This window comes from Schinkia acidoalkalinis (genome assembly GCF_054301215.1).
Genome location: NZ_CP182573.1, coordinates 920182 through 942709, shown reverse-complemented (window position 1 = coordinate 942709; position 22528 = coordinate 920182). Strand labels below are relative to the sequence as shown.

24 protein-coding genes are annotated in these 22528 nt (G+C 37.0%); 21 read left to right on the top strand and 3 right to left on the bottom strand.

All coding sequences use genetic code 11. The features are described from left to right. Positions 1–14 precede the first annotated feature (14 nt). Positions 15–842, bottom strand: a complete 828-nt coding sequence (locus ACNQFZ_RS04850; protein ID WP_458415312.1) for an alpha/beta fold hydrolase — start codon at positions 840–842, stop codon at positions 15–17. Positions 843–1030: 188 nt separating this feature from the next. Here ACNQFZ_RS04850 and ACNQFZ_RS04845 point away from each other — a divergent pair, with 188 nt between their 5' ends. From ACNQFZ_RS04845 to ACNQFZ_RS04835, 3 genes are all read left to right on the top strand, one after another. Continuing rightward, positions 1031–1735, top strand: coding sequence for a DUF3889 domain-containing protein (locus ACNQFZ_RS04845; RefSeq protein ID WP_458414223.1), 705 nt, complete (start codon positions 1031–1033; stop codon positions 1733–1735). A gap of 129 nt (positions 1736–1864) precedes the next feature. After that, the gene (locus ACNQFZ_RS04840; protein WP_458414222.1) at positions 1865–2173 is read left to right on the top strand and encodes an iron-sulfur cluster assembly accessory protein; all 309 of its coding nucleotides are present in this window, start codon (positions 1865–1867) and stop codon (positions 2171–2173) included. A 163-nt stretch (positions 2174–2336) separates the two neighbouring features. Then, on the top strand, positions 2337–3443 hold the full coding sequence (locus ACNQFZ_RS04835) for an HD-GYP domain-containing protein (protein WP_458414221.1): 1107 nt from the start codon (positions 2337–2339) through the stop codon (positions 3441–3443). Between the two features lie 90 nt (positions 3444–3533). Here the strand turns inward: ACNQFZ_RS04835 and ACNQFZ_RS04830 are convergent, their stop codons facing one another. Then, on the bottom strand, positions 3534–4946 hold the full coding sequence (locus tag ACNQFZ_RS04830; protein ID WP_458414220.1) for a hypothetical protein: 1413 nt from the start codon (positions 4944–4946) through the stop codon (positions 3534–3536). Positions 4947–5389: 443 nt separating this feature from the next. Between ACNQFZ_RS04830 and paaK the strand changes: the two genes are divergently transcribed. The 13 genes from paaK (at position 5390) to paaX (ending at position 17125) form a co-directional block, all read left to right on the top strand. After that, positions 5390–6715: a phenylacetate--CoA ligase PaaK gene (gene paaK / locus ACNQFZ_RS04825; protein ID WP_458415311.1), complete on the top strand. Its 1326-nt coding sequence runs from the start codon at positions 5390–5392 to the stop codon at positions 6713–6715. 154 nt (positions 6716–6869) lie between these two features. Further along, positions 6870–7835, top strand: a complete 966-nt coding sequence (paaA, locus tag ACNQFZ_RS04820; RefSeq protein WP_458414219.1) for a 1,2-phenylacetyl-CoA epoxidase subunit PaaA — start codon at positions 6870–6872, stop codon at positions 7833–7835. 50 nt (positions 7836–7885) lie between these two features. Continuing rightward, positions 7886–8236, top strand: a complete 351-nt coding sequence (paaB, locus tag ACNQFZ_RS04815) for a 1,2-phenylacetyl-CoA epoxidase subunit PaaB (protein WP_458414218.1) — start codon at positions 7886–7888, stop codon at positions 8234–8236. Further along, positions 8236–9066, top strand: a complete 831-nt coding sequence (gene paaC / locus ACNQFZ_RS04810; protein ID WP_458414217.1) for a 1,2-phenylacetyl-CoA epoxidase subunit PaaC — start codon at positions 8236–8238, stop codon at positions 9064–9066. The genes paaB and paaC overlap by 1 nt, the downstream gene beginning before the upstream one ends. A 126-nt stretch (positions 9067–9192) precedes the next feature. After that, entirely contained in the window at positions 9193–9687 is a 495-nt protein-coding gene (gene paaD, locus ACNQFZ_RS04805; RefSeq protein WP_458414216.1) for a 1,2-phenylacetyl-CoA epoxidase subunit PaaD, read from the top strand. Positions 9688–9705: 18 nt separating this feature from the next. Next, the gene (locus ACNQFZ_RS04800; RefSeq protein WP_458414215.1) at positions 9706–10014 is read left to right on the top strand and encodes an EthD family reductase; all 309 of its coding nucleotides are present in this window, start codon (positions 9706–9708) and stop codon (positions 10012–10014) included. Further along, positions 10007–10783, top strand: coding sequence for an enoyl-CoA hydratase-related protein (locus ACNQFZ_RS04795; RefSeq protein WP_458414214.1), 777 nt, complete (start codon positions 10007–10009; stop codon positions 10781–10783). The genes ACNQFZ_RS04800 and ACNQFZ_RS04795 overlap by 8 nt, the downstream gene beginning before the upstream one ends. Positions 10784–10792: 9 nt before the next feature. Continuing rightward, the gene (locus ACNQFZ_RS04790) at positions 10793–11566 is read left to right on the top strand and encodes an enoyl-CoA hydratase-related protein (protein WP_458414213.1); all 774 of its coding nucleotides are present in this window, start codon (positions 10793–10795) and stop codon (positions 11564–11566) included. 20 nt (positions 11567–11586) lie between these two features. Continuing rightward, positions 11587–13104: an aldehyde dehydrogenase family protein gene (locus tag ACNQFZ_RS04785; protein WP_458414212.1), complete on the top strand. Its 1518-nt coding sequence runs from the start codon at positions 11587–11589 to the stop codon at positions 13102–13104. Between the two features lie 104 nt (positions 13105–13208). After that, positions 13209–14063, top strand: coding sequence for a 3-hydroxyacyl-CoA dehydrogenase (locus ACNQFZ_RS04780; protein ID WP_458414211.1), 855 nt, complete (start codon positions 13209–13211; stop codon positions 14061–14063). An 18-nt stretch (positions 14064–14081) separates the two neighbouring features. Continuing rightward, entirely contained in the window at positions 14082–15284 is a 1203-nt protein-coding gene (locus tag ACNQFZ_RS04775; RefSeq protein WP_458414210.1) for a thiolase family protein, read from the top strand. A gap of 44 nt (positions 15285–15328) precedes the next feature. Next, positions 15329–16105, top strand: coding sequence for an enoyl-CoA hydratase-related protein (locus ACNQFZ_RS04770; RefSeq protein WP_458414209.1), 777 nt, complete (start codon positions 15329–15331; stop codon positions 16103–16105). Positions 16106–16243: 138 nt separating this feature from the next. Continuing rightward, positions 16244–17125, top strand: a complete 882-nt coding sequence (gene paaX, locus ACNQFZ_RS04765; protein WP_458415310.1) for a phenylacetic acid degradation operon negative regulatory protein PaaX — start codon at positions 16244–16246, stop codon at positions 17123–17125. A 39-nt stretch (positions 17126–17164) separates the two neighbouring features. On the opposite strand, the gene ACNQFZ_RS04760 is transcribed toward paaX, so the two are convergent. Next, positions 17165–17683, bottom strand: coding sequence for a gamma carbonic anhydrase family protein (locus tag ACNQFZ_RS04760; protein WP_458414208.1), 519 nt, complete (start codon positions 17681–17683; stop codon positions 17165–17167). Positions 17684–17755: 72 nt separating this feature from the next. Here ACNQFZ_RS04760 and ACNQFZ_RS04755 point away from each other — a divergent pair, with 72 nt between their 5' ends. The 5 genes from ACNQFZ_RS04755 (at position 17756) to ACNQFZ_RS04735 (ending at position 22427) form a co-directional block, all read left to right on the top strand. After that, complete coding sequence (locus tag ACNQFZ_RS04755; RefSeq protein WP_458414207.1) at positions 17756–18706, top strand: NAD(P)H-dependent flavin oxidoreductase; 951 nt, start codon at positions 17756–17758, stop codon at positions 18704–18706. A gap of 271 nt (positions 18707–18977) precedes the next feature. After that, positions 18978–19856 carry a branched-chain amino acid ABC transporter permease gene (locus ACNQFZ_RS04750; RefSeq protein WP_458414206.1) on the top strand — a complete coding sequence of 293 codons (879 nt, stop codon included), beginning with the start codon at positions 18978–18980 and terminating at the stop codon, positions 19854–19856. A 1-nt stretch (position 19857) separates the two neighbouring features. Next, positions 19858–20868 (top strand): branched-chain amino acid ABC transporter permease, encoded by a 1011-nt coding sequence (locus tag ACNQFZ_RS04745; protein ID WP_458414205.1) that lies wholly within the window; start codon positions 19858–19860, stop codon positions 20866–20868. Positions 20869–20889: 21 nt separating this feature from the next. Continuing rightward, positions 20890–21678: an ABC transporter ATP-binding protein gene (locus tag ACNQFZ_RS04740; RefSeq protein WP_458414204.1), complete on the top strand. Its 789-nt coding sequence runs from the start codon at positions 20890–20892 to the stop codon at positions 21676–21678. Then, the gene (locus ACNQFZ_RS04735) at positions 21675–22427 is read left to right on the top strand and encodes an ABC transporter ATP-binding protein (protein ID WP_458414203.1); all 753 of its coding nucleotides are present in this window, start codon (positions 21675–21677) and stop codon (positions 22425–22427) included. The genes ACNQFZ_RS04740 and ACNQFZ_RS04735 overlap by 4 nt, the downstream gene beginning before the upstream one ends. Positions 22428–22528 lie beyond the last annotated feature (101 nt).

The window sequence follows — 22528 nt, the reverse complement described above, 5'->3', positions numbered from 1 at the left end:
TTTATTTTCTAAACTTATTTCAAAAACTCAATAACCTGGCCTGCGAATTCTTTTGTTTTTTCAATTTGCACCCAATGACCGCATTCAGGGAATACATGAAGCTGGGCATTTGGTAATGCAAGGGCTAATCTGTAGCTTGTTTCTTTTAATGGAATAACTTTATCATCTCTACCGTGAACTAATAAAACAGGGATGTTGATTTCTTGTAATTGGTCTATTGTTAAAGCCATAGCGCCAACATGTCTTTGACGTGGTGCAGGGAACATTGAGGAGAATGATTCTTGGAAGCCTTCTTGGATGCTTGCATTATAACGCATTTCAACTAAATCATCATTTTCTGCCATACTTTGGTCATAGGCAAAGATCTTAATGAGGTTTTTCATATTTTCAAGGCTTGGCTCGTATCCCCAAACTTTGTCTAAGCCATCAGCAATTGGGTGATCAATACCAACGCTACCCATTAAAATAAGTTTGTTGATAAGGTCTGGGCGTTTTTTAGCCATATGTAAGGCAATGGCACCACCAAAAGAGTTGCCGATAATATTTATTTTTTTTTCACCAACAGTTTCTAAAAAATCAATCATATGGTCTGACCATACATCGATTCCATATTGAATACCTATAGGTCGATCTGTGTAGCCAAAGCCAACAACATCCGGTGCATAAAGATGATAATGTTGGGAAAGGATTGGGAATAGTAAACGCCAGTTAGCCCAAGCCGATACTCCTGGACCGGAACCATGGATAAGTAGAATTGCCTCACCCTGACCATCCTCATGATAATGTGTATTGACCCCTTTTACATCAAGAAACTTTCCTTCTTCAACCGACACTAAAATCATCTCCACTCAATAAATTCTTAATTCTCATAATTATTCGATACTTTTATTTAAAAATCCTTTTTTTGTTCACAATTTTGTAGAATAAATATAAAAATACACTATTATTTCTTTTGCAACATTTTGTAACAGGTCAACCTTTTAGCGGCATATGTTATCAAAAAATATGTGTATTGGGAGGAGGGAATAGGGTGTGGTCTCAAGGTAACTATAGTTCCAATATTTATCCGTATACAAATGGAATATATGCATATCCCGTTTTTAACCATTATAAATATAGCGGAAGTGGAGAGTTTTCACCCCTATCTGAATATATAAACCGCCAACATCCAATTAGAGGTCAAGCAACATGGACGGACGGGGGACAAGTTACAAAGTGTGGGATTCCCTGGTCGAAAAATGATTTTATGACAGCTGCTGTAGGGGAACATTCACCATTTAAATGTGGGCAGTCGCTTAAAGTTAGAAATTTATCAACAATAGGGGGAAGAGAAGTTATTGTAACTGTCGTCGACACTGTCTCCGGCTATCCTGCGAATAAAATCAATCTTCATCGCAAGGCCTTTATGACACTAGGTGCCGACCCTACTATTGGTGTAATCAATATCGAAATTATTCCTTCACCAGAGCTTGAAGAAGAGAAATGGGGGAAATATTTATTAGAAGTAACGCAAATGGCCTATCCCGGCTATGAGGTAACAGATTACCAACTTGTAGGTAAAAGGCAAGTTTCTCCATCAAAAACAAGAGAAATTTATGAATATATATTGCGTTCCCCGCAAGATAGTATTAAAGCTCAAGCCGTTGTAGTCTATAATCCGAAAACGGATCGAATCGTTTCTATTAATGTAAAGGAAATTGAACATTTCCGTCATTATGGAGCCCCATACATTTAATTACTTTCACCCGCCATACTGGCGGGTTGTATTTCATTTTTTTACTCCAAATAGAGTATAATCAAGATTAGCCCTTAAAGGATTTTGGGTAAAATAAAGATTATATAAATAAAAATGGAGGAATGGAATATGAAGTGTAAAATTAACCGTAATGCGGCAAAGGTGCTAAATCAAATGTTAAGTGGTGTGGAAGCAGAAGGAAAAATGATTCGCGTATACATAAGCCATATGCATGGCGACCATGCCCATTACGATCTTAAACTTGATACACCGACAGAACATGATGAAATCGTGAAAACAGATAAAGGCATTGATATTCTATTGGATAAAAATGAAGAGTTCTTAGATGGAGTTTGGATTAAATATTTTTATGTTCCCGAAGAGGGATTCGAAATCACAAATCCATCAAAGGAACCACAAGGGCATCATCACCATTAAAAATGCTGTAAAAATTATTTCACATTTTTAGATAGAAAAAAGACTACAATCCACGATTAGTAGTCTTTTTTTCACTCCTCTTGTCGATTTATGTAGTATAACAGTATACTAGAATTAAAATAGGAGAATCGATTATTCACTAAGAAAAGAGAGGAGTAGTTGCATGAGGCTAGTAAGTCTTTATTGCTGTCAGCCCGGTGTTAAATTAGGTAAATCCATTTATAATAGCAAAGGTAAAATACTATTATCTGAAGGCGTTGAACTAACGGACAATCTAATACATAAGCTAAAGAGATATAATATTACAACAATTTACATAAAGGATATCCAATCAGAAGGGATAGAAATTATTGAATCTATTCCTGAAAAATTACGGTTTGAAGCTATTAGTACGATAACAGAGGGTTTTCAAACTTTCGCAGAATTAAGCAGTAATAAGCCTAATATCCAAGGAATGATAAAATCTGGGCGAGCCATTCGCAGTTTTCAAAAGATTTTTAAAGATATATTGAATTCTTTAACAGAAAATAGAACGGCCATAAATTTATTGGCCGCAGCAAAAATTCATGAAAATTATGTGTATACACACAGCTTAAACGTATCTATTTACGCATGTCAATTGGCAATTGAGAACGGTTTACCATTGAAAAATATAGAGGAAATTGGCTTAGGAGCGATACTCCATGATATTGGCAAGGTATATATCCCTTTGGAAATTTTAAATAAACCGGGAAAATTAACAAAGGAAGAATATAATCAAGTCATGACACACTCTACCTTAGGTTTTGATACTCTTAGAAAAGTACATGAAATTCCATTGCCTGTAGCTCATTGCGCATTACAGCATCACGAACGATTGGATGGCTCAGGATATCCCCGTGGATTAAAGGCCGATGAAATTCATAAGTATACTAAAATACTCAGTGTAGTGGATGTCTTTGAAGCGGTTACGAATGTGAGAGCTTATCGAACCTCACTACTTCCACATAAAGGTCTTGAACTATTAATCGCTGGAAGTGGAACACAATTTGAAAGTAAACAGATTGAGTTGTTTAAAAACTGTATTGCGATTTATCCACAGGGGCTAACTGTTAAATTAAATGATGGTAGAACAGGAATAGTTGCCAAGTACAATTTTAATGCTGCAGGGCGACCTGTAATTAGGATGATTAAAGATGAAGAAGGTCAAGAAATCAAACCGTACGAACTTGATTTATCAGCAGCCGAAAATTCAACTCTTGAAATAGTGGCTGCTGATGCGGTTCTTTAAGTCATGTTGCCGAAAAAAATGTAACATCGTCATCAAAAAATGCCATAATTTTTAATATTGCTCGCGTTATTTTGATGACGATGTTTTATATTAGACCTGCAAAATTTCAAGATAAATAGGGAGCAGGATGGCCATCACCAAGCCGTATTTTAAGTTCCACCGCAATGATACTTTTGTTATATCCTCTCCCCACAGGTTAGCAAGCAGATTATTAGAAGCAGTTGCAGGTGAGATTGAATTGGAAATGCCCCAGGCTGCCAGTAGTAACACTGCGAAATATTCTGTGCTAAACCCAAGCAACTCTGGATTAAAGCTGGATGCAAAAATGGTAATCGAAACAATCGGATGCAAACCTACAACTGAGGTAAAAATCAGTGTAAATACGATACAGTAGGCAATACCAATTTGAAAGCCTCCAAATAGTTCATTCATGCTTTGAATAACGGCAGCGCTAATATTGGTTTGAACAAAGGCAGCACTAAAAAAGCCGGAAACAAAAAAGAGAACAACCTCTTTTCTCATCCGCGGTAATGTTTGAAATACATGGTTTTTTACCTCATTTACATATCCGCTTTGCTTTTTATAAATCAAGCTCCATAAAAGGGGAAATAAAAGTGCCACAAGACAAATAATAATCGACATATTCAAACTAGAAAAAAATTCTACTCCTAAAACGGCCAACATCATAAATAACAATAATGAAAATAGCTCCACTAGTTTTTTCTTTGAAGAAATCATTTCCCCATTTGCAGAACTTTCACTTGTTGCTGAAACCTCGGCGGCAAAGCCAACCTCCACTTTCTGAATAAAGGGCCAATCAACAATAATACTCACCAAAAAACTAATGAGAACAAAACCCAATGAATAAGGGAGTATCGCACCCCATGTGATTGGTAGCATACTAAGAATAACGGCCATCGCCGCAAAATAAGGCGACCAGAAGATGACGCTAATAAAGCCTCGATTTACTGCACTTACTAATAAACGCGGTGATTGAATAGGTGCGGCCTTTGACAAGTAATGGACAATGGAGATTGAGCCTACATTCAATACCACTCCTAGCAAGTGCGTAAGCACCTCGGTTATAAGGAAAACTGAAGAAGATTTTGGATTAAGTCGTGTAAAAAGTATTTTTAGAGAATCCAAGTATCCCCCCAATCGCACAGGTATACCTAAGAGCGGTACCAAAGCAAAGATGGAAACCAATGTTAAATTAACTCTGACTCCCGCAAGCCAACTTCCAATAGGTGCTTTAACATAAATAAATAGAATAATAGCAAAAATAAATAATAGATACGTAATTATTTTTAAACTACCTTGTAATCCAGGCAACGACCAAAGTAAAAATATAAAAATAAGGATACTTACAACTACATCCATTTGTTTTATAGGGAAAAAATAAGTAAATACAAAGAATAAAGCGATCGTTACAATATAAATCCCCAGTAAACGATCTATTTTTATTATATTTGCACCGACATTCCGGCTGTCATCTCTCTCCAATAATTTTCATCTCTTTTCAACAATGATCCTCATAAATCTCTAGAATTATTAATGTATAAAATAGAAAAGCTTCTATAAATTATGATATTTACTAAAACATTATAACATAATATTTTAAAAAATTTGAAAATTAAGTGAAAAATACATTCCCTAGGTGGTATAATTAGGGAATGAAATTATTATAGATTTGATCTAATTATGTGAGCTTTTTAATATGAATTAACTGAACAAAGAAAAATAAAAAGTATAAAAATTATGAAAAGTATTGACAAATACATTACTAAAGTTGTAAATTTTATACAAACATTACAAAAATAAAATATTCGTAAATATTACGTCATACAATTAAAGTGTGGCGTATTATTTGCATTAATGATGAAAACGTTTTTATGTAATGTTATGTCGAAATGCTGTTGTGAAGAGTCGATAAAGGGGGAAAAATGATGATTTTACATGATGTTGAAACAGAAAGTAGACAAGAGATTGAAAAGATTCAATCAGAGAGACTGAAGGAAACAGTTGAAAGGGTATATAAAAATGTTCCATTTTATCAGCGGAAATTTGCTGAGAAAAATATAACTCCTGAAAATATTAGTGGATTGGAGGATATTTCAAAGCTTCCATTTACTAAAAAGCAAGATTTACGAGACCATTACCCATTCGGACTTTTTGCAGTTGATCGCAAGGAAATTGTCCGTATTCATGGCTCATCTGGTACAAGCGGTAAACCAACCGTTGTTGCCTATACAAGAAATGACATAAGAAACTGGAGCGAGATTGTCGCGAGAGCGATTACGATTGCTGGCGGAAAACCAGGAGAGATTTTACACAATGCGTATGGATATGGATTGTTTACCGGTGGATTAGGAATCCATTATGGCAGTGAATATTTAGGAATGTCAACTGTTCCAATTTCAGGCGGTAACACAGAAAGACAAATTACATTAATTGAAGATTTCGAACCAACGGTTATTTGTGGAACTCCTTCTTATGTGCTAAACATTGCGGAGCATATGGAGGATTTAGGATTAGACCCTCGCAAAACAAGCTTGAAATACGGAATTTTTGGTGCCGAACCATGGTCAGAAGAAATGAGAAAAACAATTGAAGAAAAATTTGATATTAAAGCTTGTGATATTTATGGTCTTAGTGAAGTTATGGGACCAGGAGTTTCAATTGAATGCCACGATGCACAGGATGGACTGCACATTGCGGAGGACCATTTCTACGTTGAGGTAATTAATCCAAAAACACTTGAGCCAGTTGCAGACGGAGAAGATGGAGAACTTGTGTTTACAAGCTTAACAAAAGAAGCATTCCCAGTGATTCGTTATCGTACAGGCGATATTGCATCGATTACAAAAGAAAAGTGTAAATGCGGTAGAACAACGATCCGAATGTCACGAGTGAAAGGCCGTATCGATGACATGATTATTCTTAGAGGTGTGAATGTATTCCCGTCAGAAATTGAACATCATCTGCTTACGGTAAATGAATTAGCACCGTTTTACCAAGTACACTTGTTGAAAAAAGGCACAATGGATGCAATTGAACTTAATACTGAAGTAACGGATGATATTTATAAACAAGTAGATAGAAATATGAACCATGAAATCATTCAACAACTTAAAAAGAAGGTCCAACATATTATGAAAAACAGCTGTCTAGTTTCGATGGATGTAAAAGTTCATCCACCTAAATCAATCCAAAGATCTGAGGGGAAAGCTGTAAGAGTTATCGATAAAAGAAAAGTAAGCGTCGGCGTATAAGTATTTATTCAAGATTAAAAAATAAAAAGTCTGAAAATTTTACAAATTATACTTGTAATTAATATGACGCAATATTATAATAACGTTAAGAAAACGTCATACAAAAATGAAAATATGAGTTTTCTCGGATTAAATAAGGAAAGGTGGAATTAAAATGGCACTTCAAGTAGTGAACTCATCAGAAGAGATGAAGTACAAAGCGTTTATGGAAAGAATTGAAGCTGGTGAAAAAATTGAAGCTGATGACTGGATGCCCGAAGAGTATCGGACAACATTAATTAAGTTGATCTCTATGCACGGTATCAGCGAAATTATGGGTGCGTTTCCAGAAAAGGAATGGACTCCAAAAGCACCATCACTTTATCGTAAGCTTGGAATTATGGCAAAGGTTCAGGATGAAATGGGACATGGGCAACTGTTATTACGAGTTGCGGAAGATTTAATTAAACCTTTAGGAAAAACACGTGAAGATTTAATGCAGGATTTGTTTAAAGGAGATTTAAAGTTTCATAATGTTTTCCATTGGAAAACAGAATCATGGGCTGACGGTGGCTTAATTGGCTGGTTGGTTGATGGCGCAGCAATTATTACACAAACAAATATGTTAGATGCTTCTTATGCACCATATGCAAGAGCATTAAAACGTATCGCTGCCGAGGAAGTTTTCCACGCACAACATGGTGAGGCAATTTCAGTAGCTTTAGCAAAAGGTACAAAAGAACAAAAAGCGATGATCCAGGATGCTTTAAATCGTTGGTGGCCGGCATTAATGATGTTCTTTGGACCTCCAAGTGCTGCAACAACAGGATCATCGAAACAAGATATAACAATCAAATATAAAATTAGAAAAAATACAAATGAAGATTTAAGACAATTCTATCTTACTAAATATGTACCAAGAATTCAAGGGATTGGCTTAACAATTCCAGATGAAACGATTCATTTAGATCCAGAAACAAAGAACTGGATATATAAACAACCGGATTGGGAATATTTCAAAAAGATTATTCATAATGAAGGGCCTATGTCACAAAAAAGGCTGCGTTTAAGAAAGCTTTCTTATGATAATAATGCATGGGTGCGTGAAGCATTAGGTTTAAATAGTGAAGTAGGTTTTTAAGTTTTAAGTTTTAAGTTCGTGTGATTGAAAAAGAAGGAGGGAAATTAAGCATGGGAACAAAGGTTGAATTTTACGAAGAATTTCAAGTGTTTAGTCGGAAAACACCGACTTCTCAAGTGCAAGAACAATTCACATTGCTTGCGCCAAATCATGAAATTGCAATGGTAATGGCCCAAGAAAATTTCATAAGACGTGAAGACGTTTGCGATATATGGGTTGTAAGGCGATCAGATATTCGTTCGTTAACTCCGGAGGAACGTCAAGGTCTAAAGCGTATCGATAATAAGGATTATCGTACAACAAAAGGATATGGCTATTTAGCAAGAATTTGGAGAGAAGCAGAGCAGGGAATGTTGGATGAGCAAGAAATCCTGTCTTGGAGTAAGGGGCGTGTGAAATAATGAAATTTACATCAGCAAATGAGGTAAACGATGCAAAGAATATAGAGTATAAAAAGGCTTTAGTAGATTTATTGTATCAACTAGCTGATGATGATCTACTTATCTCCTTTAGAGGAACCGAATGGCTTGGTCTAGTTCCCCATATTGAAGAGGATGTTGCCTACTCTTCAATTAACCAAAATACAATGGGACATGCAGCTATTTATTACCAACTGCTTGAAGAACTTGGTGAAGGAAAAGCTGATGATTTAGCACATGGTCGTTCAGAGGCTGTACGCAAAAATGCCATTCTTTTAGAAGAGGTAAACGGCTCTGGTCATTGGTTATATCAAGAACCTAATTATGATTGGGCCTTTACAGTTGTTCGCAACTATTTCTATGAAGTAATGAAAAAGCATAAGATTGAATCCTTAAAGACTAGTTCTTATGAACCGCTAGCACAAGTGGCTGTTAGGGTCCAATCAGAATCAATTTATCATTTTATGCATTGGAAAACTTGGTTCTATCAATTAGTCAATGCTCAAGGTGAAGCTAGAGATAGAATGAAAGCTGCTATAGATAAGGCCTGGAAGGATGTTGGCGGTTTACTTTCACTTGGATCTAATCGTGAAGTATTAGCCAATTCCGGTTTGATTGATAGTGAAGAGGTATTAAAAGGACGTTTTATCGCGGTCATTAAAGATGCTTTTGAACATCTTAATCTGGAGTATCCAGGTGAGCCAGGTATGGTGCGCGGGGATGGAAGAACAGGTGTTCATACGCCGGATTTAAAAGAAGCGATTGATACGCTTGCAGAAGTTTACAACTTAAATCCAGCTGTACCTTGGTAAAGGAAGATAAAGGCAAAAATATATGCTGCGGTAGCCTTATACAAAGAGTTTATTGGTTTATCAGTTTACTAGTATTTATACCGCAGTATATATTGTTGGAAAATAATTGGAAAGGTGGAGTGAAAAATGATAACCTCACAATCTTTAGAAGAAAAGGTTAGAAAACAAATAGAAACAGTTTATGATCCGGAGATTACTACAATTAATATCGTTGATTTAGGTATGCTAAAGAATTTTACAATCCTCGAAAACAAAGTAATCGTTGACCTTCTTCCAACATTTTTAGGGTGCCCGGCATTAGGAATTATAAAAGACAACGTAATCAAAGCAGTAAGTGAAATTAATGAAGTGGAAGAGGTTGAGGTTAACTACATCAATACCCCTCCATGGACTTCCGCATCAATATCAGAAAAAGGGAGAGAAGCTTTGAAAAAGTTTGGAATCGCTCCCCCACCAAAACAACTTGAAAGTGATGGGTCTTGGCAAGTTGACTGTCCTTATTGCGGATCACCCTATAACACATTAGAAAATATATTTGGTCCTTCTGCATGCAGAAGCCTCTTATATTGCAAAGAATGTAAAAATCCATTTGAAGCAATGAAGCCGATTTCTACTTTATAATTTTTGGAGGTTAAAAGAATGATAAAATTTGTAGCTTTATATAAACACCCGGAAGATAAAGAAAAATTTGACGACCATTATTTTTCAGTACATGGACCAATTACTAAGAAGATTCCTGGTCTACTAAAAATGGATGTTACTAAATTTGTTGGCAGCCCAATGGGTGGCGAAAGTGAATACTACCTAATGTGCGAAATGTATTATGAAAGCATGGATACATTTAAAGCGGCTATGAAAACGGAGGAAGCGAAAGCGTCTGGCAAAGATTTAATGTCCTTTGCAAAAGGCATCGTTACTTTAATGATTGGTGAGGAAGTAAATGAGTGATTATCAATATATTAAAGTTTTGAGAAATGAATCAATTGGTCATATTGCCTTGAATCGGCCAAAGGTGCTAAATGCACTTAACCGCACAATGGTACGAGAAATCGTTGAAGCATTAGAAGAATTTGATCAAAATGATGAAATTAAAGTGATTCTCATGTCCGGCGAAGGCAGAGCCTTTGCAGCAGGTGCAGATATCGATGAAATGGCTAAGGATGATCCGATTTCTTTAGAATTATTAAATCAATTTGCAGATTGGGATCGTATAGCGCTTATTAAAAAACCGATTATTGGAGCAGTACACGGTTTTGCTTTAGGCGGAGGGTTCGAATTAGCACTATGCTGTGATGTTTTATTCGCTGCCGATAATGCAGAGTTTGGCTTTCCTGAAATAAAACTAGGTGTAATGCCTGGAGCTGGCGGTACACAGCGTTTAACTAAATTAATGGGGAAGACGAAAGCATTAGAATGGCTTTGGCTCGGTGAGGCCATGTCAGCCAAAGAGGCTTTACAATATGGTGTCATTAACCGAATCATTGCACCGGAAGTCTTACTTGAAGAAACGGTCCGCTTTGCTAAACAAATTGCTAAGCAGCCCCCTCTTTCTCTAAGGTTGATTAAAGAGGTTGTTCTTAAGGCAGTAGATTACTCCTTATATGAAGGAATGCAATTTGAGAGAAAAAACTTCTACCTATTATTTTCTTCCCAAGATCAGAAAGAAGGAATGAAGGCGTTTATCGAAAAAAGGAAGCCTAATTTTGAAGGGAAATAGGAGGGCTTTATGTTTGAAACTATTAAATTTGATATAAGAAATGGTGTAGCTTGGCTTACTTTAAATAGGCCTGATAAATTAAATGCATTTACAGAGCAAATGAACAAAGAAATTGGTCAAGTATTAAAAGATGTTGCGAAAAGTTCAGAGATTCGATGTTTAGTCATTACCGGGGAAGGCCGTGCTTTCTGTTCGGGCGAGGATCTTGGAGGTCTCGGTGAGGAAACTGATCATGGAGAAATTTTGAGAAATCGCTATAATCCAATGGTCAAACAACTGGCAGCGATTGAAAAGCCGGTCATTGCAGCTATTAATGGTGTAGCTGCCGGCGCAGGGGTAAGTCTAGCACTAGCATGTGATTTCCGCCTGGCATCTGAAAAGGCTAGTTTGGTTGAAGCGTTTATTCACATTGGATTAATACCAGATTCAGGGAACTTGTATTATTTGCCTAGGTTAATTGGCCAAGCAAAAGCACTTGAATTAGCGATATTAGGAGAAAAGATCTCAGCAGAGGAAGCTAAATCACTTGGATTAATAACAAAGGTGATTGCACTTGAACAGTGGGAGGAAGAGGTTTCAGCTTTTGCAGAAAAACTAGCTAAAATGCCAACTAAATCAATAGGATTAATAAAACGTTATATAAATGAAAGCTGGAACTGCAATTTGGAAGAAATGCTGGAAAAAGAAGCACAAGGCCAGAGAACAGCCGGTTTAACGATGGATCACCAAGAAGGTGTAGCAGCTTTTCTAGAAAAGCGAAAACCTGTATTTCAAGGATATTAAAAAATAAGGGGTGTTTGTATATGACAACAGTTAAGGTTGAAAAGATGGAAAGGTTAGAACTAAAAAGGGATTACTATCAAATGGTTATTAATGGAGAACGTGTTGATGCGTTATCCAAAGAAACATTTACTACTTATAATCCTGCTACAGGTGAAGTGCTTGCGCAAGTAGCAAAGGCTTCAAAGGAAGATGTAAATAGAGCAGTTGAAGCAGCACGTAATGCTTTTGATAATGGAAAGTGGAGAAAATTCCCTGTCAACAAAAGATCAAGGGTTTTAAATAAAATTGCTTCTATTATGAGAGCACGTTTCAATGAATTAGTAGAACTAGAAGTGCTTAACAGCGGTAAATCATTATCGGCAGCCCAAGGACAAGTCATGCAATCGATTGAAGATTTTGAATTTTATGCTGCTGCAATTGTAGCCCACCGTGGTGAAGTTAATAATTTGCCACACGGATTTTTTAACTATACCCAAAAAGAACCAGTAGGTGTTTGTGGTCAAATTATCCCTTGGAACTATCCGATGATGATGGCAGCATGGAAAATCGCACCTGCGATTGCTGTAGGTTGTTCGGTTGTATTAAAGCCTGCAAGTTTGACGCCGCTCACTGCGATTGTTTTAACTGAAATTTGCCATGAAGCGGGAGTGCCAGAAGGCGTTGTTAACATAGTGACAGGACCAGGATCAAGCGTTGGCGATGCCATCGTTGAACACCCTGATGTTGATAAAGTAGCATTTACCGGATCTACACCAATCGGTAAAGATATTATGGGGAAAGCATCGCAAACATTAAAGCGAATCACGCTTGAACTTGGCGGTAAATCACCAAATATCGTTTTCGAGGATGCAGATATTGATGCAGCCGTATATGGTTCTATCTTTGGGATTTTCTATAATACAGGCCAATCCTGTGAAGCAAGGTCACGTTTATATATCCACGAAAATATTTACGACGAGTTCATGGAAAAATTTGTAGAGAAAACAAAGCAATTGCGTTTAGGTAATCCAATGGATCCACAAACTCAAGTAGGAGCTATTATCAATAGAGGTCAACTTGAAGTCATTGACGGTTACGTAAAATCAGCGATTGCAGAAGGAGCTACAGTTGTCACTGGAGGCCACGAAGTGACTGTTGAAGGTTATGAAGATGGTTATTGGTATGCACCAACAATCATTACAAATGTAAACCATGATATGAAGGTTGTTAAAGAAGAAATCTTTGGTCCTGTTGTTGTAGCGATGAAGTTTAGTGATGAAAAAGAGGCTATTAAACTTGCGAATGATACTGAATTCGGCTTAGGCTCTGCAGTTTGGACAAAGGATCAAGGCACAGCTACTCGGGTTGCCAACCAAATCCGTGCTGGTATTGTTATGGTTAACTGCCCATTCTCAGCATTTCCTGGAACACCTTTTGGGGGCTATAAGCAATCCGGCTTTGGGCGTGAACTTTGTATTGAAACGCTAGATTTATATACAGAAACAAAGAGTGTTCTTTCATATTATGGCAACAAGCCATTAAATCCACTAGGTGTGTAATTTAATTAGAAAATCATTGTTTTTAAGTAACGAGCACCTTTTTTCATAAAGAGGGCTCGTTCGTTTTTTCAACATAATAAATAGGAAGATAGTGGGGGGAAATTATGGTTAATCATATTGTTGTTGTAGGGTCTGGAACGATGGGAAGAGGTATTGCGTATGTGTCTGCAGTTGGAGGTTTTCATGTAAAGCTAGTAGATGTTAAACAAGAAGCATTGCAGACTGCAGAAACTGAATTAAATAGTATTTTTGATAAAGGAATCGCACGTGGAAAGCTTTCAGCTGAACATGCTGAAGAAGCTAGAGGACGTTTAACATATGAAACAAATTTAGCGGATGCTGTTACAACAGCCGATATGGTTATAGAAGCAGTGCCTGAAATCAAAGAAATCAAGAAGAATGTGTTTGAAACAATTGATGCAAATGCACCGGAAGGATGTTATTTTGCAACCAATACATCTACGATGAGCCCTACTGAGATTGCTTCGTATACGAAACGTCCTGAAAAAGTCATAGCGATGCATTTCTTCAATCCGGTTCATAAAATGCCTCTAGTTGAAATTATTCGCGGTTTAGAGACAGCCAAAGAAACAGCTGAAGTTGCTAGAAAAGTATCAGAAAAAATGGGGAAAGAAACAGTCGTTGTCAATGAGTTTCCAGGCTTTGTTACAAGCAGAATCAGCACGCTGGTTGGCAACGAAGCATTTTATATGCTTCAGGAAGGAATCGGAACACCTGAAGAAATTGATAAGGCTATTAAACTTGGTCTGAATTTTCCGATGGGTCCATTTGAACTTGTAGACCTAGTTGGATTAGATGCTCGCTTAAACAATTTAAAATATTTACATGAAAAATTAGGTGAAAAATATCGACCAGCACCACTCTTAGAACAGTATGTAAAAGCTGGTCGTTTAGGTCGAAAAGTAGGAAAAGGTGTTTACGATTATTCTGATAAATAAAGTTAGGAGCTGGTAGTAATGAACGAAGTAGTTATTGTTGATGCAGTGAGAACTCCGATTGGAAGATATAAAGGTGCCTTAAAGTCGGTCCGTCCTGATGATTTAGGAGCGATTGTAATTAAGAAAATTGTTGAGAGAAACCCAAACGTACCAGTAGACCAAATTGAAGAGGTTGTGTTAGGAAACGCGAACCAGGCTGGTGAAGATAATCGCAATGTTGCAAGAATGTCAGCGCTCTTAGCTGGGTTACCAATTGAGGTAGGTGGAACAACGATTAATCGCCTTTGTGGGTCTGGTTTAGATGCAGTTAATTATGCTGCAAGAGCCATTTTAGCGGGTGAGGGAGATATTTTCATTGCTGGTGGAACAGAAAGCATGACACGTGCTCCATTTGTTATGGCAAAGCCTGAGGGCGAATATCCACGCGGAGACATAAAGATGTTCGATACAACGATTGGTTGGCGTTTTACAAATGAAAAATTACATGAAATGTACGGCTCTGATACAATGCCAAAAACTGCTGAAAACGTGGCGCAACGTTTTAATATTTCACGAGAAGCACAAGATTGCTTTGCTTATGAAAGTCAATTGAAAGCCAAGAAGGCAGTAGAAGAAAATCGCTTTGCGGAAGAAATTATTCCTGTAGTTTACTATGATCGCAAAGGAAATGAAGTGATTGTTGATAAGGATGAACACCCAAGGCCAGAAACTACACTTGAAACTCTCGCTAAGCTGAAGCCAATTTTTCCAAATGGTACAGTTACAGCCGGCAATGCATCAGGTGTCAACGACGGCGCATCAGTTCTATTATTAATGTCAGCGAAAAAGGCCTATGAGTTAGGTGTTAAACCTTTAGTAAAATATAAGGTTTCAGCAACAGCTGGATTAGAGCCTGCAATCATGGGATTGGGTCCGATTTATGCTTCTAGAAAGGCATTATCGCGGGCAGGACTATCTGTACATGATTTAGGTTTAGTCGAATTAAATGAAGCTTTTGCATCTCAGTCGCTGGAATGCATGAAGCAGCTTGAGTTAAATCAGGAAATAGTAAACGTTAATGGCGGAGCTATTTCATTTGGGCATCCACTTGGGGCGAGTGGGGCTAGAATCCTAACTACGCTTATTTATGAAATGAAAAAACGAAATGTTAAATACGGACTTGCTACAATGTGCATTGGGGTTGGTCAAGGAATAGCAACAATTGTCGAAAATGTAGATTAGTATCATTGCTGAACCAATTTTCGTAAAAAAAGGAGAGCTATTATATGACAAAAGTTACGTTTCATGTAGAAAATTATATTGGATTTGTGACTATTAACCGTCCTGATGTATTAAATTGTTTTGACTATGAAACTTTGTCATTACTTGGAGAAATAGTTGAAAAAGTTCGTACAAATAAAGCAGTAAGAGTGGTAATCTTTACTGGAGCAGGAAGCAAAGCCTTTAGTGCTGGGGCGGATTTAAAAGAGCGAAAATCTTTGCCAGAATCAGAGGTACGTAGAAACGTCAATAAAATTCGTACAGTGTTTAATGATATTGCCCAATTGCCGCAACCGACCATTGCTGCTGTAAATGGCTACGCATTTGGTGGTGGCTTTGAGTTAATGCTGGCATGTGATTTTAGAATCGCGGTAAAGGAAGCCTATATGGGACTTACCGAACTAAAATGGGCGATTATTCCTGGTGCAGGAGGGACTCAACGTCTCCCAAGGTTGATTGGTGAGGAAAAAGCAAAAGAGTTAATCCTAACGGCTAGGAAAGTGTCAGCGGATGAGGCAAATACTCTTGGCATATTAACGAAAGTGGTTGAACAGAGTGTCTTAATGGACGAATGCATTTCACTTGCAGAACGGATGTTGGAAAATGGACCTGTTGCCTTGCAGCAAGCAAAATATGCTATTAATTATGGCATGAGTGTTGATTTGCAAACAGGGCTAGCTATTGAAGCAAAAGCCTATGAAATGACAATCCCTACTAAAGATAGAATGGAGGCGTTGAACGCTTTTAGTGAAAAAAGAACGCCAATTTTTATAGGACAATAGTGATGCCTCTTGTTAAATGGCGATCTGTAGTGGAATAACTATTTTTCAGAAATATGTTGAAAGATATTTGATATCATCCTCAAATTATTATAATATATAAAATAGTAAAAAAAAGAAGGATGAGTCTAGGTGACAAATATAAATACGCGTTCCATGATTTTTACGCTATATGGGGACTATATAAGCCATTATGGTAATGAAATATGGATAGGTAGTCTAATTCGTTTGCTTGAAGAATTTGGTCATAATGATCAATCGGTTAGAGCAGCAATTTCAAGAATGGGGAAACAGGGCTGGGTTACTTCTACAAAAAAAGGGAATAAAAGTTATTATTCACTTACAAAAATGGGAGTTGCCCGGATTGAGGAAGCGGCAAAAAGGATCTTTAAGTTAAATCCCGAAAAATGGGACGGCTATTGGAGAACTTTAACCTATACAATTCCTGAAGAAAAGCGAAGCATCCGTGATGAGTTGCGACAGGAATTGGTGTGGAGTGGTTTTGGAATGCTTTTAAATAGCTGCTGGATTTCTCCTAATAACCTAGAGGATGAAGCTAAAATACTAATAAAAAAGTATAATATCGAGCAGTATGTGCATTTTTTTGTATCAGAGTATAAAGGACCAGCGGAAAACGAAACGCTTGTTAGAACATGCTGGGATATCGATAATATTAATGCGAAATATGAAGAGTTTATTAGTGTTTACAGTAAAAAGTATGTGATTGATAAAAATAAAATTACGAGTGGCGAAATGACAGATGCTGCTTGCTTTGTTGAAAGAGCAAAATTAGTGCATCAATATCGTAAATTTTTGTTTATTGATCCCGGTTTACCAGAGGAATTATTGCCTTCTAAATGGCTGGGAGGCCACGCAGCAGCCTTATTTAGCGATTATTATAAGACACTGGCAGAGCCTGCAAATCAGTTTTTTGAAAGTGTATTTGAAAAAGATAATGAGATGCATAAAAAAGACAGTGAGTATGAGGTGCTAAGTCATCCATTTATGATAAATAATAATTGAAAAAGCTTAAAAAGAGGCTGAAACAGCCTCTTTTTTCGTCTAGAGATTTGATAGTTGTGCCTTATACTCTTTACCTTTTTGGACATATGTATCAACTGAAAGTTGAAGAAGTTCGTAATCTTTCTCGTTTAATTCCCTAACAACCTTTCCCGGAGAACCTACAACTAATGAACGTGGTGGAATTTTTTTGCCAGGTGGTATAAGGGTGTTTGCCCCGATAATGGTGTACTCACCAATTTCAGCTCCATCCAAAATTGTCGACCCCATGCCAATAAGTGCTCCCTTTTTTATAGTACAGCCATGTAGGATTACATTGTGCCCAACAGTTACATCATCGTCAATCGTAAGTGGTTGGCCTTCATATAAATGGCATGTGCTGTTGTCCTGTATACTGCATCTTTCACCTACTATAATAGGTGCCTCATCACCTCTGAGTACAGCATTAAACCAAATAGTAGATTCCTTTCCGATAGTAACCTCACCTATTACTCTTGCACCTGGTGCAATAAAAGCGCTTTCGTCAATTTTCGGCATTTTATTTTTATATGGATAAAGCATTTCCAACTCCCCCTAATTATGGTAATTTATATACAAGGCTATTATAACACTTTTTTAACGGGGTGGTAAAAAATGAATATACTTTGTGAATCCTTAGGAATTAAATACCCAATATTTCAAGGTGGAATGGGCAATATAAGTAATGCTAGATTAACATCTGCGGTATCAAATGCTGGTGGATTGGGAACCATTGGTGCTGGTACGATGGCACCACCAGAGCTAGAGCAAATAATAGTACAGACAAAGGAACTGACGGACAAGCCTTTTGCTGTTAATATTGCAATTGGTGTTTCCCCATACGTAGAAGAGATCGTAGAACTAATAATTCGTCATCATGTTCCTGTTGCATCATTATCAGCAGGAGATCCAACGCCATTTATTAAAAGATTTCATAATGCTGGTATAAAGGTAGTGACCGTTGTTGGTTCTGTAAAGCATGCTCTGAAGGCTGAGGCTGCAGGAACAGATGCTATTGTTGCAGAAGGCTATGAAGCAGCTGGCATTAACTCTAATTTCGAAAGTACAACTTTAACATTAATTCCACAAATTGTTGATAAGGTTAAAGTACCAGTCATTGCTGCAGGTGGTATTGCGGATGGTCGTGGATTAGCAGCGATGCTTGTCTTAGGTGCCAGTGGTGTCCAACTTGGAACTCGGTTCATAGCTACACAAGAGGCCCCCTTCAGTGAAGAATACAAGAATAAAATAGTATCTGCCACTGATGTTGATACGGTCATTGTGGGACGTACTGTAAAACGTGTACGCCGTGTTTTAAAAACCCCTTATGCCAAAAAACTATTAGACTTTGAGGATAGTTCAAATTATACATTGGAAAAATTCAGTGAACTGACAAGCGAAAAATATCATAAAATTGGTGCGGTTGATGGGAATCTAGAGGAAGGCTTTATAAATGGTGGACAAATTTCAGGTCTAATCAACGATATTCCGACTGTAGAGGGGTTATTGGATCGAATGATTCACGAGGCAAAATATGTAATAAATTCTTTTGAAAAATTAACGTAAAATTATAAATAAAACGTTATAAAAACGGAATAAAGATAAATGCAATATTACTTATTTTAATAAGTTCTAAAACCTTTAATTGCTAGTAGTATAGGAGTAGGCCTATACTATTTTTTTTGTAAATTTATAAAATAAACATAAAAGTATAATAAATTTAAGAAATATTTAAAATATTATTGACAATTATGTCATGAAAACGGTATCATTCTAAATGTGTCACAGTTTAATAAACCGTGATAAAAACGTCATGTAAAATTAAGGGGTGAAATGATTGGGAGAGCTTTTGCAATTTTTGATTACTGGTTTAACGATTGGTAGTATTTACGCGATTGTTGCTCTAGGATTTGTAACGGTCTATAGCGTAACGAAAGTAATTAATTTAGCCCAAGGAGAGTTTGTTATGTTGGGCGGTATGACCATGTTTACATTGCTTTCAATGGGAGTACCCTATCTATTCGCATTTTTGTTAACCATTGTTATTGTAGTTATCCTTGGCTATCTTTTGGAATTAACCGTTATCAGAAAAGCTAGAAAGGCAGATGCACTAAGTTTAATAATTTTAACCATTGGGGCATCCATTTTTGTACGGGGAATTGCCAGTATGATTTGGGGGAAAAACCCTGTAAAAATCGAACCCTTTATGAATAATGAACCTATAAATATATTAGGTGCTGCCATTACACCTCAAAGTATATGGGTAATGGTCATTCTGCTGATATGTGTGACTCTATTATTCTTCATAATGGAAAGGACGATGATTGGGAAAGCTTTTCGTGCTTGTTCTGCCAATCCAATCGCTGCAAGGTTAATGAGTATTAGTCCAATTAAAATGTCATCTTTTTCTTTTATTTTAAGTGCAGCACTAGGGGCCATTGCAGGACTTGCTATTGCTCCAATCCTATTCCCTGCCTATGATATGGGATCGATGCTTGGTATTAAAGGCTTTTCTGCAAGTATACTTGGTGGCTTAGGAAGTGCTCCAGGTGCAGTTATCGGGGGATTGATTCTAGGATTAATGGAATCTTTGGGTGCAGGCTACATAAGTTCGGGAATGAAGGATGCAATTGTATTTAGTGTGATTTTAATCATCTTGCTCATACGTCCGTATGGAATCATGGGTGAAAAGAATGTTGGAAAAGGAGGACTATAGTTTGAAGGGTCTCCAAAAAACAAATTGGCTTGGATTGTTGGTATTTGTATTAATTATCGCTGTTTTTCCATTGATTATTTCTCAATCGTTTTACGTTACAAAGGCAACTTTTGCAGGGATTTATACTATAGTAGCAGTTAGTCTAGGATTATTAATGGGATTTGCAGGTCAAATTTCGTTGGGACATGCAGCATTTTATGGAGTTGGTGCCTACGCAACGGCTGTATTGACTACCACCTATCACCTTAATCCCTGGGTTGGATTAATCTTTTCTCTGTTCATTCCGGGAGTGGTTGCTTTCTTAATTGGTTTTACTATGTCACGATTAAATGGCTATTATTTAGCAATGGCTACATTAGCCTTTGGGATTATCGTTCATGTATTATTGGTTGAATGGAAGTCAGTAACAAAGGGTGCATCTGGTTTATTTGGAATACCTAAGGTACAACTTTTTGGCTACAACCTTATGTCAGGAACACCTTATTACTACTTTGTATGGGCTTTTGCTATTTTGATCATCATTATTTCTTTGAATATTATTAATTCCAGAATAGGCCGTGCCCTTCGTTCTATACATGGAAGTGAGATTGCCGCAAGTGCAATGGGCGTTGATGCCGGTAAGTATAAAATGCAAGTTTTTATCTTAGGCGCGATGTTTTCAGGTTTGGCAGGTTGGCTTATGGCACATATGAGCTATAGTATTTCGCCTACATCTTTTACACTTGAAACATCCATTGTATTTCTAGCAATGGTAGTTTTAGGTGGAAGTATAAGTATCTGGGGAGCGGTTATTGGATCTCTGTTAATTACTTTAATCGGCGTTATTGTTAAGATTCTAGGAGAACATATTCCTTTTATTACAAGTGATTTTGAACATGTATTATATGGATTTATTTTAATGGTGGTTATCATTTTCCTACCAAAAGGATTATTCCCATCCATTGCGCAGGTTTTCTATTCTTGGCTTATGAAATCCAAGAAAATCAAAGTCTCTGAAGATGCACAAATGTAAAATGAGAGGGGAATGATTAGAATGAAAAACCTGCTAGAAGTTGCAAACGTTACGAAAAGCTTTGGAGGAGTCGTCGCTAACCGTGATGTTTCATTTACTCTTGAAGAAGGGATGATTGTTGGCCTGATTGGCCCAAATGGCGCTGGGAAAAGTACAATGTTTAATATGCTTTCTGCTGTATTCCCACCAACAACTGGATTAATCACATATCAAGGACAAAGAATTGACAAGCTGCCATCCTATAAAGTATGTGAATTGGGGATTTCAAGAACATTCCAGAATATACAGGTATTTAAAAATATGACGGTTTTGGAAAATATTATGGTTGGGCACCATTCAAGAACGAAATCAGGTATGTTTGCTGCAGCTTTACGTTTGCCACAAGCGAAAAAGGAAGAAAAAATTATCTATAATACGGCAATGGACCAAATTAAATTTGTAGGACTTGAGGATGTGTATGATGTAAGTGCTGGCAGTTTACCATTAGGGAAACTTCGTTTACTAGAATTAGCAAGGGCACTTGCTACGGAACCTAATCTTTTACTTTTGGATGAAATTGCAGCAGGTCTAAACCATCAGGAAACCCACGAAATGAGCAAATTAATAAAGAAAATACGTGATAAGGGTATAACCATTTTTGTCGTTGAACATGATATGGATTTAGTAATGGGTATCTGCGATAAGATTATCGTTCTTGATCAAGGCATGAAAATTGCTGAGGGCACACCAAAGGAAATTCAAAATAATGAAAAGGTGATTGCCGCTTACCTTGGTGAGGAAAACGAAGAGAAAATGGAGGTGATGGGATGATTAAGAGGATGGAACAGGATCGATTGTTAGAAATTAAAAACTTACATTTTAGTTATGGCCCAATAAAAGCTTTAAATAACGTTTCCTTTCATGTAAATAAAGGAGAAATTGTCGCTTTACTAGGTGCGAATGGTGCTGGGAAAACTACATTACTGCAAACAATATCGGGATTATACAATGCAGCATCCGGTGAAGTTCATTTTAAAGGAGAGAACATAACGAAACTTTCGGCTGAAAAAATCGTCAAGCGTCATCTCATTCATGTACCTGAGCATCGCCAAGTCTTTTCTACGATGAGTGTAATTGATAATTTACATCTTGGTGCGTACCATCATTATCATAAAACAAAACGTAATAATGTAATCAAAGAGATTGAGAAGCTTTTTGAAGTTTTTCCAATTTTGGAAGAAAGAAAGGAGCAACTTGCAGGCACATTATCTGGTGGACAACAGCAAATGCTAGCCATTGCCAGAGCAATCATGTCAAAGCCTGAACTATTACTTTTAGACGAGCCATCATTAGGCCTGGCACCGATTATTGTGAAAGAGGTATTAGAGTTGGTGAAAAATTTACGAGACCAATATCAAACTACCGTATTATTAATAGAACAAAATGTGTTTGCGTCACTAAAAATAGCTGACCGTGCGTATGTTATGCAGCATGGGGAAATTGTGAATGAAGGGCGCGCCCAAGAATTATTGCATGATGAAAATGTAAAAGAAGCATTTTTAGGCCATGCAGTAGGATAGTCAACTTATAGATTAAAAAGAATAGGTTTTATGTTTACTAGTTATTTGGAATTCACTAAATGGAAAGAACTGTGTTTAATTTTCTGTTTATTATGAATCTT